Raw genomic sequence first — 13038 nt, 5'->3', positions numbered from 1 at the left:
TGATCCGCTGGTCGCTACCTCTGGCGGCCGCCCACCTCAGAATCCAGTCGGTTAACGAAGATCGTTGGGCGACAGTGGCGGCGCGCTGTAAAGGCGCGCAAAGGTGTCGAGGCGTTCCTGCTTGGTCCGTTGGAGGTGCGTGGTGATGGCGGCGCTGGCGGCTTCGCCGTCACGTTCACGGATGGCGTCCATGATCGCCGCGTGTTCGACGACGACGTCGGCGAGATCGTCGCGGTGTATCGCCTCGCGGTCACAAAGGCGCAGCCGCGCCACCAGGTTGGTCAATGTCTCCCTGAGGGTCGCATTGTGCGATGCGGCCCACAGCACCTCGTGCCACTGCGAGTTGAACTGCCTTGCTGTGGCGGGATCTTTCGCGGCAACCGCGTGCTGGTGTAGCTGTGCGAGCTGCGCGACCTGCAGTTCGGTTCGCCGAGCCGCAGCTGCCTCGGCGGCCGCCTTCTCCAGTGCGATGCGCACGTCGTAGATCTCGATCACATCGTCGGGTGTGCCGGAGCGGATGCGGTAGCCGCGGGCGGATCGGGTGATCAGGCCCTCCTGCTCGAGCCGACTGAGCGCTTCTCGGACCGGAGTCCGTGAAACTCCGTATGCGGCGGTGAGGGTGCTCTCGCTGAGCGGCTCGGCCGTGGAGAACCGGCCCGCCAGCAGATCGGCACGAAATGCGCTGTGAAATGGCGTCCGTTGCACCTGCCCTCCAAGTTCGCGTTCTGCTGAGCATACATTTCGGATTGTTCTGTATACAGAAAATACTCATGGTGATGCGAAGTCATACGACTCTCGGACGGGCCGTCCATACTGATGCCCTTGCGTGCCCGCGTGATTGCCTTGAAGGAGACCTATGAGCAACCAGCCCACCGATACCGCGGAGGCCGGACACGAACCGCCGACCGTCGCCCGCCCTGTACTGCGATGGCGTGTCGTCGACATCGTCGTCGCGAGCGTGCTCGCGGCTGCGGCGGGACTGATTTTCGTGCTGTGGAACATCGCGTCCAATCCGGTCAGCGCACCGTTGGGCGCGCTGGTGCCGGGGCTGCAGGCACTGCTCGGTGGCGGGTGGCTGTTTGCCGGTGTGCTGACAGCCTTGGTGATCCGCAAACCGGGAGCGGCCGTCTACGGCGAACTCGTCGCCGCCTCGGTATCGGCTCTGGTCGGTAACCAGTGGGGTGTGCTCACCCTCGAATCGGGCCTGGTCCAGGGCCTGGGTGCCGAACTCGTCTTCGCGGTGTTCCTCTACCGGCGGTGGGGGTTGCCCACCGCGGTGCTCTCTGGGGCAGTTGCCGGAGTCGTGTTGGCCATCAACGACCTGATCTTGTGGTATCCCGGTTCGGCATTCGGTTTCGCTGCGGTCTATGTGGTCTCCGCGATTGTCTCTGGCGCTGCACTTGCCGGACTGTTGTCCTGGTTCGTGGTGAGAAGCCTCGCCAGGACGGGGGCCCTCAGCCGCTTCGCGGCAGGACGGGTGGATCCGAGCCCGGCACGATGATGGTTCTGCCCGAACATGCGGGGACGAAGTCGGGCTCGTCGCGTGCCAACGGCGCTGCCGTAACGGCGTGCGGCTGGGGCTGGCAGCACGCCACGCGCGGGAGCTGGGCCGTGCGTGATCTCGAATTGTCCATAGAACCCGGGGAGCGGGTGTTGCTGCTCGGCCCGTCCGGCGCGGGCAAATCCACACTGCTGCACGGCATCGCCGGGCTGCTCGGCGGCGCCGAGGAGGGCCGGCAGGCCGGGTATCTGCATGTCGACGGTGCGCCTCCGGCCCAACGGCGCTCCCGTATCGGCATGGTGCTGCAGGATCCCGATTCCCAGGTGATCCTTTCCCGGGTCGGCGACGACGTGGCGTTCGGGATGGAGAATCTCGGCGTCGCGCGGGCTCAGATCTGGCCCCGTGTCTGTCGGGCGCTCGACTCGGTCGGGCTCAATGTGCCGCTTTCCCAGGACACCTCGGAGCTGTCGGGCGGACAGAAGCAGCGTCTGGCATTGGCCGGTGTGGTCGCCATGCATCCAGGCCTGATTCTGCTGGACGAGCCGACGGCCAATCTGGACCCCGCCGGCGTGATCGAGGTCCGCGACTCTATCGCCGAGTCCACGCGTCGGACGGGTGCGACGCTCATCGTCATCGAGCACCGCACCGAGGTGTGGTTGCCGGTTGTCGACCGAGTGATCGTGCTGGGCGCCGACGGCGCGGTGATCGCTGACGGCACACCCGATGACACGATCCGGCGCGAACATGACTACCTGGTTCGGTCCGGTGTCTGGGTGCCCGACATTCCGCTGCCCGAGATCGGTAGGCGGCGCTGTGCTGACGACGGTGTGCTCCTGCGCGCGTCTGAGTTGGCGTTGGGATATCGCGGTGGAGCCCGACTGCACAGCGGCTTGGCATTCGAGGTCCGGCGCGGGCGAACCACTGTCGTCACCGGTCCCAACGGAGCGGGCAAGTCAACGCTGGCGCTCACGCTCGGCGGGCTGCTCGCGCCGCCGGCGGGGCGACTCGTAGCCGACGCCGCGCTCGCGCCACCACGGTCGCGGCCAGAACCCATCCGCTGGCGATCGAAGGAGTTGCTCACCAGGATCGGCAGCGTCTTCCAGGACCCCGAGCACCAGTTCCTCACCGGTACGGTCCGCGACGAGCTTTCGCTGGGCCCCAGGGCGCTCAAGCGTGGCATCGCCGAAATCGCGTCCCGCACTGACGAACTGCTCCACCGGCTGCGCTTGAGTCACCTGGCCGACGCGAATCCTTACACCCTCTCCGGCGGTGAGAAGCGTCGGCTGTCGGTGGCGACCGTGCTGGCGACGGGACCCACTGTGATCGTCCTGGACGAGCCGACTTTCGGGCAGGACCGCAGGACCTGGGAGGAACTGATCCGGCTGCTGGCGGAGGTCGCCGACGCGGGCACGGCAATCGTGGCGGTCACCCACGACCTCGATTTCGCGGGCCTGCTGGCTGATACCTGCATCGAGCTGGATGCGTGGCACACCGCGACGGAGCCGACGTCATGACCACAGCGGACATCGCCGCCGCACGCTCGGCCAATCCCGTCGCCCGGTTACTCACTGCCGTTCTCATCGCGGCTGGGCTGGTGCTGTCCGTCGACTGGGTGTCGGCACTGACTGCGCTGGTGCTGGAGCTCGGCTTGTTCTTCGCCGTCGGTGCCCGGTTGGAGCCGGTGCTCAAGCGGGGTGCGGTGATCGCCGTCGCGGCGGCACTGACCGCCATCACCATCGTGCTCTACGGCCAGCCCAGTGGGGCCGTGCACTGGCACCTTCTGCTCGTCACGGTGAGTGACGGGTCGATCGCCTTGGCGCTGGCCACTTTTCTGCGGGTACTTGCCATCGCACTACCGTCGGTCATCCTGTTCGCCGACGTCGATCCGACCGAACTGGCCGATGGATTGGGACAAGTGCTGAAACTGCCGGCCCGGTTCGTGCTCGGTGCGCTGGCCGGCCTGCGCCTGGTCGGCTTGCTGGGGCAAGACTGGCAGTATCTCGGATACGCCCGCCGCGCCCGGGGTGTCGCCGATCATGCCCGGGTACGCCGCGTCGCCGGGCAGTGCTTCGCATTACTGGTTTTCGCGGTACGACGCGGGTCCAAACTCGCCACGGCGATGGAGGCGCGCGGGTTCGGCGCCTATCCCGCTCGGAGCTGGGCTCGGCCTTCACCTTTCGCTGCGCGTGAGTTCTCCCTCATCGCAGCAGGTTTGGTGATCGCGGCCGCCGCGATCACAGTCTCTGTCGCCACCGGATCTTGGAACTTCATTGGCGCTCGATGACATCGCGGGTCGACTCGAATCGGCACGAGCACGGACGGTGTTGATCGACGGCCGTTCGGGATCGGGTAAGTCGACGCTCGCGACGCAATTGCAGGACGCCTGGGCCGACAGCCTCGTGGTGCGCCTCGACGACATATACCCGGGATGGGACGGACTGTGCTGGGCCGCCGAGCACGTCCACCGATCGCTGCTCGCGCCGCGTGCCGAAGGGCAGACCGGACGCTGGCGCGGTTGGGACTGGGCCGGCGACGCGCCTGCGGACTGGCACACCGTCACGTGCGAACAGCGCCTGATCATCGAAGGCATCGGCGCGCTCACGCCGTCCGGGCGGGCGCTGGCCGATCTGGGTATCTGGGTCGATGCCGACGATGTCGTCCGCAAGCTCCGGGCACTGCACCGCGACGGCGACCTCTACCGGCCGCACTGGGACCGATGGGCGGTGCAGGAAGAGGACTTCATAGCCCGGTATCGGCCCAGGGAGTCCGCCGACATGATCGCGGTGGCCACCCCGACCGGATTTGAATTCACCGCTTCACAAAGGACGTCATGACCACAGCACTCTCATTGGCACTGGAGTACTTTCATCCATGGCCGAACTCGGCTGGATTCTATTTGGCCAGGCACCACGGCTGGTACGCCGATGCGGGAATCGACCTGCAGATCCGCACTGTGGACCCGGGAATCGGCGACAGCCTCGAACACCTCGGGCGTCGCCTGGTGGATCTCGCGGTTTTCCCGACGAACCGCCTGCTGATGCGCACCGAACGCGGCGAGCCACTGCGGGCGATCGCCGCCGTCAACCAGCGCGGCCTGGAGACGATTCGCACGCTTGCCAGCAGCGGGATCGGCAGCCTGGCCGAGCTGGCCGGCAGGCGGGTGGCACTCAATCCGACGCCACGCGGGGTGGCGGTGGTCCGCGAGTTGGTCACCCGTGCGGGCGGCGACCCCGATGCCGTGACCATGGTCGACGTCGGCGTACGCGAACTCACCAGCGCCGAGCTGGCCGCCGGCGCGGCCGACGCCACCTTCGGTTCCTACTGGGCGTGGGACATTCTGCTCAGCGAGCATCCGGACCGGCCGGAGCGGGTCTGGCGGGTCGACGATGAGCTGCCGTTCGGTTACCACAGCTATCTACTGGGGGCACATGCCGATCTGACCGAGCGAGACCCCGTGCTGCTGGCCGACTTTCGGGCGATCAGTGAACGCGGCTTCCGCCATGCCGCGCAGCATCCAGATGAGGCGGTCAGACTGCTCAGCAGCATCACACCCTACTTCCCGGACGATGTGATCGCCCGCTCACTCGAAGCCATCTCCGGCACCTGGTTCTACGAGAACGCCTGGGGCACCGTCCGTTCCGAGCTGGTAGAACCGTATGCTCACTGGCTCGCCCGGCACGGGATCCTCGCCACACCCGAGCACTGGGGTGCGGCGTTCACCGACTGCTCGTTCACCACTGCGGGACAGGTGCTGTGAGCCCCGATCCGTTCGTGCGTGCTGAGGATCTGTTCGGCGAGTTGACTGGTCTTACCGCGCCGGTGATTCTTGACGCAAGCCTGGTCCTGCACCGACCCAGGTTCGACGGCGACTTCCGGACAGACAGTGGTCACGGTGCCTGGTACGCCGCGCACGTGCCCGGGGCGATCCACGTGCAGGTCGACTCCGACCTCGCATTCCCTGCCGCGACCCATAACCATCATCCGCCGCCGCAGGCCCTCGCCGAACGCCTCGCCCGGTTCGGCATTGGCCCTGACACGCCGACTGTCGTGTACGACAGCACCGGTGGCTTTTGGGCGGCCAGGGTCTGGTACCTGCTGCGCTGGATTGGGGTCCCGGTGCGAGTGCTCGACGGTGGTCTGAGCGCTTGGCGCGCTGCTGGACTGCCATTGGAGTCTGGTGCCACGCATGTCCGGCCCGTCGCGCCGTGGCGGGCCCACCCGGTGCGCGACGCGTGGATCGAACTCGATGACTTGCGCGGCATCGACTGCGGCGCAGGGAATTTGGTCTGTGCGCTGTCTCCGCAGGCATTCTGGGGCAAGGAGCCGACGCGGTACACGCGCCGCGGTCACATCCCAGGCAGCGTCAACGTGCCGGCGCGCGAACTCTTCACCGATGACGGCCTGATACGCCCGCCGGCCGAGATCACGCAGCGCTACCGGGACGCCGGAACAGACCTGGGCCGCGAGGTGATCCTGTATTGCGGCGGTGGTATTTCGGCGACGGTGAACGCACTGGCCCTTGCAGCTGCCGGCGTCGAGAACGTGCGTGTCTACGACGGATCCCTGGAGGAATGGAGTGCCGATCCGACGCTGCCACTACTGGTCGGCTACTCGGAGGGTGGTCGACGGTAATCGATGACGATGCGGCCGTCGATCTGGCCGCGCTCCATCCGGCTGAACACGTCGTTGATGTCATCGAGGCTGGCGCTGTGCACCGTCGGGTGGATGAGACCTCGCGCATAGAAGTCCAATGCTTCGGCCATGTCTTGACGAGTTCCGACAATCGACCCGCGGATGGTCAGGCCCTTCAGGACGATGTCGAAGATCGGAGCGGGGAACTCGCCGGGAGGCAGCCCGACGAAGACGATCGTCCCACCGCGTCGCGTCAAGCCGATTGCTTGGCCGAACGCCTGTGGATGCACCGCCGTCACAAGCACACCGTGCACGCCACCGGTGGCCGCCTGCACCTCGGCGACGACGTCAGAGGTGGTCGCGTTGAAGGCAAGTTCCGCGCCGAGTTTCGTGGCCAAGGCGAGTTTGGCATCGTCGATATCCACGGCGACAACGCGCAATCCCATAGCGCGGGCGTATTGCACCGCGATGTGTCCGAGCCCGCCGATGCCCGAAATCGCCACCCACTGGCCAGGTCTGGTGTCGGTTACTTTGAGTCCCTTGTAGACGGTGACACCGGCACACAGGATCGGTGCCACCTCCAGCGGATCGAGGCCATCGGGGATCCGCGCCGCGTAGGCGGCATTGACCAGCATGTACGTGCCGAAGCTTCCGTTGACACTGTAGCCACCGTTTTGCTGGCTCTCGCACAGGGTTTCCCACCCTGTGCGGCAGTACTCGCAGCGGCCGCAGGCTGACCATAGCCAGGCGTTGCCGACCTTGTCACCGATCCTGAGGTCGTCGACACCGTCGCCGAGCGCTACGACGGTGCCGTATCCCTCGTGACCCGGCACGAACGGTGGTTGTGGCTTGACCGGCCAATCACCATGTGCGGCATGGAGATCTGTGTGGCAGACGCCGGATGTTTCGAGTTTCACCAGCGCCTCACCGTAGCCGGGTTCGGGTAGGTCGAGTCGCTCGATACGAAGTGGTTGACCGAAGGCGGTTACCACCGCGGCACGCACGCCGTCGGTGGTGTCAGATGCAGTGGGCATGCTGAGGGCGGTAGTCGTCATTGGACCATTGCAGTCCCCGATGCGCACCCACAATAGGGCCTTTGGTCCCGTATGGCAGAACCTGATGGCCAGGGCGACGCATACCGGTTTACCTGATGGTGCGCGATGAGTTCTCGGCGCGGTCGTGGTCGGCATAGGTGTACGCGTGTTGAGAGGAGGGAGTGCAAATGTCGATAGAGCATGTGCTGGCCGTTGTCCCGGTTTCCGATCTGGAGCGCAGCGAACACTGGTACCGATCATTTTTCGGTCGGCCGGCGGACAACAATCCGATGCCGAATCTCGTTGAGTGGCAGGTCGTTCCAGGCGGCTGGGTCCAGGTCTTCATTGATACCGAGCGTGCGGGCTCGACGCTCGTCAACTTCGCGGTCGATGACCTTGAGCGCCATCTCGATGAATTGAGACAACGCGGTTTACAGCCGGGCGAAATCACCGATGCTGCCAAGGGTGTTCGGTTGTCGACGATCACCGATCCGGACAACAACATTATCCGGCTCGTCGGCGGGTTCCGGGTGCGGTATTAGCTCCGCGACGACACAGACGTGGGCCGAGGGCAGGCCGGCGTGGTGGCGATGTGGTTGGCTGGTCACCATGGCCGGCGATACGCGCGGGGTGTGGGCCGATGTGCATAACGAGCGGGCCGCACTCGTCGAGGACTTGAGCAGGCTCACACCGCTGCAATGGGACGTCGCGTCGTTGTGCGCCGGCTGGACGGTTCGCGATGTCGTGGCTCACCTGGCGGCAACGGCGGTTCTGACGAAGCGGCGCTTCGTCGGCGAGTTCATCCGCGCGGGTCTCAGTGCGGAGCGGATCGTGCAACGGCAGGTGATGGCCGGGCGTGACCGCGATCCCTCGGAACTGTTGGCGGCATTGCGGGCCTCGGTGAATTCGACTGCTTCTCCGCCACTTCCCACGATTTCACGCATCGTCGAGATCGTCGTGCACGGCGAGGACATCCGTCGGCCACTCGGGTTGCACCACAGGTACTCCACCGATCACATGGCAGCGGCCGTGGCCTACGTGGCCGGCGACCGATTGTCGGGCGGCAGCAGGCGACTGGCCGGTGTGCGGTTGAGCGGGACCGATGTCGGTGTCACAGTCGGAGCCGGGTTGGCGGTTGAAGGGCCGGCGTTGTCGTTACTGCTTGCCTCATGCGGCCGTCGGGTTGCGCTGGCGGAGCTGTCCGGACCGGGAGTCGATGAACTCAGCCGGCGGATCTAGTTACCGCACAGGGCGACTGGGTGGCTTGTCGATGGCCACAAACTCTTGTTCTGGCCGCCCGGTCGTGCCGTACCGGAGCTGAATCTTGACTTCGCCCGCGTTGGCCAACGTCGACAGGTACCGCTGTGCCGTTGCGCGCGATACGCCGATCTCCGTGGAGACCTCGGCTGACGACATCGCCCGACCCGAGGTGCGAAGTGCTTGGAGCACAAGCTGCTTGGTCGGCGAGGCGACGGCAGTGGGGGATTGCACCGGGGCGATGCGGGGCCGCAGGGCATCCAGTGCCGAGTCGACCTCGCTGCCGCCGAGGTTGGTGCCCGAGAGGATCCGGCGATAGCGCGCATACCCCGACAGTCGGGCGGCGAGGTCCGCCGGTGCGAACGGCTTGACGAGATAGCTCAACGCCCCGGCCGCCATCGCGGCGCGGATCGTCCGGGCATCGGTGGCCGCGCTCAAAACCATACTGTCGCACTGCAACCCGCGCACGAAGTCGATTCCTGAGCCGTCCGGCAGATAGACGTCCACCAGGGCGAGGTCGACCGGAGCGGCCTTGTGCGCGGCGGCGAGCGTCGTCACCGCCGTTGATACCGAGAACCCCGGTAGGGCGTTGACGATGCCGGCGTGCATGTTCGCCACCCGGAAGTCGTCGTCGACCACCAGCACCGTCAGTTCTGTGCCACCCATTGGGCTTCCTCCTCCACCATGACACCCGGTAGCCGGGCGATGAACTCTGCGCCGCACAACTCGGCGTCCGCGTCACCCGGGCTCGACAGCCGGATGTCGCCGCCCAGCGCACGACTGATCTGACGGGACAGCGCCATGCCGATCCCGCGCCCACCCGGTATGCCGGAGTCCGGCTTGGTCGACTTGCCCTCGGTGAACACATGCTCGACGAAATCGGGGGCAACCCCGTCACCGGTGTCGGCCACGGTGATGTGCAACGTCGAACCATCCTGCAGCAGCTCGACTTCCACCACTTTGTCGGCTTTCGCGCCGGTGCGGGCGGCGTAGATGGCGTTGTCCAACAGATTGCCGAGCACCGACGTCACATCCACCGGCAGGGCGAGTCGTCCTGGCGCCCAGGTGTTCTCACCGATCGTCAAGGTGACGCCGGCTTCCCGGGCGACTGCCGCCTTCGCGGCCAGGAACGCCTGCAGGAACGCGTCGCGGACGGCGTCGATGCCGGGGAGCGCCGAGCCCAGCGGGCCCGAGCCCAGCAGCTCCTCGACGTACTGAGCTGCCTCGTCGACGTGGCCGCTGTGCAGCAGACCGTTGAGCAGATGCAGCCTGTTGGCGAACTCGTGACGCTGGGCCCGCAACACCGTGCTCATCAGCTGTACGGCGTCGAGTTCGCGGGTCAATGATTCCACGTCGGTGCGATCCCGCACGACCAGGACGGTGCCCAGCTCACGGCCGTCCCGCGTGACGGGCCGCGAGGACACGACCACGATCCGGTCACCGACGGTGGCGATACTCGGTGTCGCGTCGGCGGCGCGAAACACCTCCATTACCCGTGGGGTGAGGCCGACCTGCTCCACAGGCCTGCCCGCCTCGCGACCGACCTCCAGCAAGCGGGCGGCTTCGTCGTTGATGAACGTCGTCTTCCAGGTGGTGTCGACGGCCAGCACACCCTCGTCGATACCGTGCAGCACCGCGGCCTGCGTGCGGATCAACTCCGCCATCTCCGAGGGCTGCAGACCCATCGTGAGGCCCCGCCAGCGCCGGGCGAGAAGGTATGAGCCCACGACACCGATGAACAACGCCAAGCCGACCAGTGCCGCCGCGGTCCGCACATCGGTCCACAACTGATGGTGCACGGCGGACGTCGAGATGCCGATACTGACCTCACCGATGACCCGGGACGAATCAGGGGCAAGCACAGGTACTTTCGCCCGAACCGAGGGACCCAGGGTGCCCGATTCGCGCGTCACGACCTCGTGGCCGGCCAACGCCTCGGCGGGGTCGGTACTGACATGCTTGCCGAGTTCGTCGCGGTTGGGATGCGAGAGCCGGACGCCTTGATCGTTGGTGATCACCACGAACAACACGCCGGTGCGTTGTTGGATCTCGGTGGCCAGCTGCTGCAGTGGACCTTTCGCCAATTCGTCGGTGAGCGCAGGGCTCGGGGTCAGCGGGGCAGCGTCGTAGCGCGCGACATCGGCACGGACCGCGGGGGCAAACGCGATGGCGCGGGCCATGTCCAACGACCGGTCTTCGTACTGGGCGGCGAGACGCTCGTGACTCATGAAGGCAAGCAGACCGCCGGCGATGCCCAGCGTGAGCGTCACAACGGCGACTTGCAGCAGCAGCACCTGGGTGGCAAGCCGCACATCCATGTGCAGCCTTCTGACCATGGGCTGAGCGTACGCGCCGTCTTGAGCACAATGAGCAAAACCCGCGATCCGGTCACGTGTCTGAAGACCGGTCACGTCGGATTGATGTCGTCGAGACTCTTGCCCGTGGTGCGCGGTCCGATCGGCGCGATCACCGCGATCGTGGCGGCGAGCGCCAGCAGCACCACAGCGAACATCGCCGTCGCCCCGTAGTGGTCGAGCACCGGGATGAGGATGAACGGCAGCGCTGCGCTCGACAGCCGCGACACCGAGTACGTCCATCCGACTGCCGTCGCGCGCACATCGCTGGGGAAGATCTCCGCCTGATACACGTGGTAGATGTTCGAGAACACGTTGCTCGAGGCGGTGATCAGCAACCCGTACACGACGATGAGTACGTGAACGGTCGCGGTTGCGAACAGCACACCGCAGACTGCCATCACGACGACCATCACCATGATCAAGTACTTGCGCTCGAACCGCTTGAGCAGCGGAATGGAGATGAGCGAACCGAGTGGGTAGCCGATGAAGGACACGGCCGTGAACAGCAGCGATGAGGTGATGTCGTACCCACGGCTGACAAGTACCAGCACCGCCAGCGTGCCGAACCCGTAGTAGCCGAACGGTTGGAACAGGTGAAAGACCCCGAGCATGATCAGTCGCTGGCGGTAGGGCGACCGTCGCAGTCTCTCGAGCGCCGACGCCGTCGGCGCTGGCGGCACCGCGACGTCGCCGGTGTCATCGCGACCGGCCGAGCCGGTGGGAGCCGGATCGGTACCGGCCGCGAAGGCCCGCAGCGCGGCGCGTGCTTCATCCATGCGGCCGGCACTGGCCAGCCATCTCGGTGACTCCGGCAGGCTGCGGCGCAGCACGATGATGAACAGCGCGCCGATCGCGCCGAACACCAACAGGACTCGCCAACCGTCGACGCCGAAGATGCTGCGGCCCGAGAGCCACAGTGACAGGAAGCCCAGCACTGGTACCGCGAGGAACGAGCAGGTGTAAGCCCACGCGGCCATCCGCCCCCGATGAGCCTTCGGCAGTACGTCGGCGAGATACGAGTCGGCGATGGGGTATTCGGCTCCCACACCGATGCCGGCCATGAAGCGTGCCGCAACCAACAGCCAGGCGTTCGGAGCGAACGCGGCAATGACGCTCCACGCCGAGAACCACACCAGGGTGAGCAGGAAAGCTCGCCGTCGACCGATGCGATCAGCGATCCGGCCGAAGGCGATTGCCCCGACGAACATTCCGAGGAACGACGACGCGAGTAGCAGCTGCAGCGCCGTGCCGCCGAGTCCGTAGTGCGTCTTCAGGGTCGCGGCGATCGTGCTGGACAGGAAGATCTCGTAAACCTCGAAGAAGAGGCCGAGCCCGATGGCGATGACCGCTCTGCGGTGGACGGGGCCGACGGGAAGGTTGTCGAGGAGGCGCCCGATCTGGCGCTGCTGGCTGTCCCGGTCGGGGTGTGCTGTAGGTGTCATCGTGGTCATTTCGCGTGTCCGAAGTTGTGCAGCCAGCGGCCGTCGTGGTCGTGACGATGAGTGAACCAGGAGAAGAAGCTGTGGTTCCAGCTTCTGGGCGTCGACACGCTGTCGTGGTTCGACTGGGGTTGCGGCGGCGGAGACTGCCGCTTGACGGCATTTGATGTCTTGTGGCCGGTGGGCGCCGGGTGATTCGTGGTGGTGCGCATCGTGTGAACGACGGGCGTGGGCGCCGGTACCGCCGGCGGTGACACCGCTTGCGAGGTGGGCGCCGCGGCCGGCGCCACCGCGGGGGCCGCAGCGGTGAGGGTGGCCGTGTCGACTGCCGTGCTCGGGCGTGCGTGCAGGGCGCCGAAGAAACCGACTGACGCTGCGACCGCCAGGCCACCCGCGATCAGGGACAGGGCACGTCGGCGTATGAACCGATGGTGCGGTTCAGGGGCCAGCTGTGGCACGGCGGGCGCGGGCGGCTCGGCCGACCACGCGTAATGGGTGGTGGCTGAGTCTGCCGCCGCGGTGCGCATCGTCACCGTCTGGGGAACGCTGGCGGCCATGGTCGCGGCGGACCATGGGTCGTCGGTGTGGTTCGGAGGCCGCGTCGTCATTTGTCGCTCCTTGTGTGGGGCCTTGGTCATCGGTGCTCACGACGCTAGGGAACTGCCTGCGCGCTGGCCCGCTTGTGCGCACAAGCCGTACAAGTACGCGTTTTGTCACTTCTGCGCATTGTGCTCACGTAGTTGTCGTCGGCTCGAATCTCCAATTCCCGCAATGTATTCAGGACGCCGAGCGACGCGGTCAATGCACACAAACTCCAA

Annotated in this window: 14 protein-coding genes; 8 read left to right on the top strand and 6 right to left on the bottom strand. The window is 66.3% G+C overall.

Annotated features, from left to right (window positions below):
• Nucleotides 1-51: 51 nt before the first annotated feature.
• On the bottom strand, nt 52-705 hold the full coding sequence (locus BST13_RS21565; RefSeq protein ID WP_083166049.1) for a GntR family transcriptional regulator: 654 nt from the start codon (nt 703-705) through the stop codon (nt 52-54).
• A 151-nt stretch (nt 706-856) separates the two neighbouring features.
• On the opposite strand from BST13_RS21565, the gene BST13_RS21560 reads away from it, so the two are divergent.
• The 6 genes from BST13_RS21560 to BST13_RS21535 are packed head-to-tail and all read left to right on the top strand — an operon-like array spanning nt 857 to nt 6133.
• Nucleotides 857-1501 carry an ECF transporter S component gene (locus BST13_RS21560; RefSeq protein ID WP_083166048.1) on the top strand — a complete coding sequence of 215 codons (645 nt, stop codon included), beginning with the start codon at nt 857-859 and terminating at the stop codon, nt 1499-1501.
• The gene (locus BST13_RS21555) at nt 1498-3015 is read left to right on the top strand and encodes an ABC transporter ATP-binding protein (RefSeq protein WP_083166047.1); all 1518 of its coding nucleotides are present in this window, start codon (nt 1498-1500) and stop codon (nt 3013-3015) included. Before BST13_RS21560 ends, BST13_RS21555 begins: the two co-directional genes overlap by 4 nt.
• The gene (locus tag BST13_RS21550; protein WP_083166077.1) at nt 3012-3785 is read left to right on the top strand and encodes an energy-coupling factor transporter transmembrane component T family protein; all 774 of its coding nucleotides are present in this window, start codon (nt 3012-3014) and stop codon (nt 3783-3785) included. The genes BST13_RS21555 and BST13_RS21550 overlap by 4 nt, the downstream gene beginning before the upstream one ends.
• Nucleotides 3772-4335 (top strand): nucleoside/nucleotide kinase family protein, encoded by a 564-nt coding sequence (locus BST13_RS21545; RefSeq protein ID WP_083166046.1) that lies wholly within the window; start codon nt 3772-3774, stop codon nt 4333-4335. The genes BST13_RS21550 and BST13_RS21545 overlap by 14 nt, the downstream gene beginning before the upstream one ends.
• Nucleotides 4332-5258, top strand: a complete 927-nt coding sequence (locus tag BST13_RS21540) for an ABC transporter substrate-binding protein (protein WP_083166045.1) — start codon at nt 4332-4334, stop codon at nt 5256-5258. Before BST13_RS21545 ends, BST13_RS21540 begins: the two co-directional genes overlap by 4 nt.
• Nucleotides 5255-6133, top strand: a complete 879-nt coding sequence (locus BST13_RS21535; protein WP_083166044.1) for a sulfurtransferase — start codon at nt 5255-5257, stop codon at nt 6131-6133. Before BST13_RS21540 ends, BST13_RS21535 begins: the two co-directional genes overlap by 4 nt.
• Here BST13_RS21535 and adhP read toward each other — a convergent pair.
• Nucleotides 6109-7167 (bottom strand): alcohol dehydrogenase AdhP, encoded by a 1059-nt coding sequence (adhP, locus tag BST13_RS21530; RefSeq protein WP_245839760.1) that lies wholly within the window; start codon nt 7165-7167, stop codon nt 6109-6111. The genes BST13_RS21535 and adhP overlap by 25 nt on opposite strands.
• A 188-nt stretch (nt 7168-7355) precedes the next feature.
• Between adhP and BST13_RS21525 the strand changes: the two genes are divergently transcribed.
• Both BST13_RS21525 and BST13_RS21520 read left to right on the top strand, forming a co-directional pair.
• The gene (locus BST13_RS21525; protein WP_083166042.1) at nt 7356-7709 is read left to right on the top strand and encodes a VOC family protein; all 354 of its coding nucleotides are present in this window, start codon (nt 7356-7358) and stop codon (nt 7707-7709) included.
• A gap of 67 nt (nt 7710-7776) precedes the next feature.
• A complete protein-coding gene (locus BST13_RS21520) occupies nt 7777-8406 on the top strand; it encodes a maleylpyruvate isomerase family mycothiol-dependent enzyme (RefSeq protein ID WP_158087178.1) in 630 nt (209 codons plus the stop codon).
• Here the strand turns inward: BST13_RS21520 and BST13_RS21515 are convergent, their stop codons facing one another.
• The 4 genes from BST13_RS21515 to BST13_RS21500 form a co-directional block, all read right to left on the bottom strand.
• The gene (locus BST13_RS21515) at nt 8407-9090 is read right to left on the bottom strand and encodes a response regulator (protein WP_083166040.1); all 684 of its coding nucleotides are present in this window, start codon (nt 9088-9090) and stop codon (nt 8407-8409) included.
• Nucleotides 9072-10760: an ATP-binding protein gene (locus BST13_RS21510; RefSeq protein ID WP_083166039.1), complete on the bottom strand. Its 1689-nt coding sequence runs from the start codon at nt 10758-10760 to the stop codon at nt 9072-9074. The genes BST13_RS21515 and BST13_RS21510 overlap by 19 nt, the downstream gene beginning before the upstream one ends.
• Before the next feature lie 71 nt (nt 10761-10831).
• Nucleotides 10832-12223 (bottom strand): MFS transporter, encoded by a 1392-nt coding sequence (locus tag BST13_RS21505; protein WP_083166076.1) that lies wholly within the window; start codon nt 12221-12223, stop codon nt 10832-10834.
• Nucleotides 12224-12228: 5 nt separating this feature from the next.
• A complete protein-coding gene (locus BST13_RS21500; protein ID WP_083166038.1) occupies nt 12229-12828 on the bottom strand; it encodes a hypothetical protein in 600 nt (199 codons plus the stop codon).
• Nucleotides 12829-13038: the final 210 nt, after the last annotated feature.

The organism is Mycobacterium aquaticum, from assembly GCF_002086485.1.
Lineage (GTDB): Bacteria > Actinomycetota > Actinomycetes > Mycobacteriales > Mycobacteriaceae > Mycobacterium > Mycobacterium aquaticum.
The sequence above is the reverse complement of the archived record's forward strand: the minus strand, read 5'-3'. Positions and strand labels throughout refer to the sequence as shown.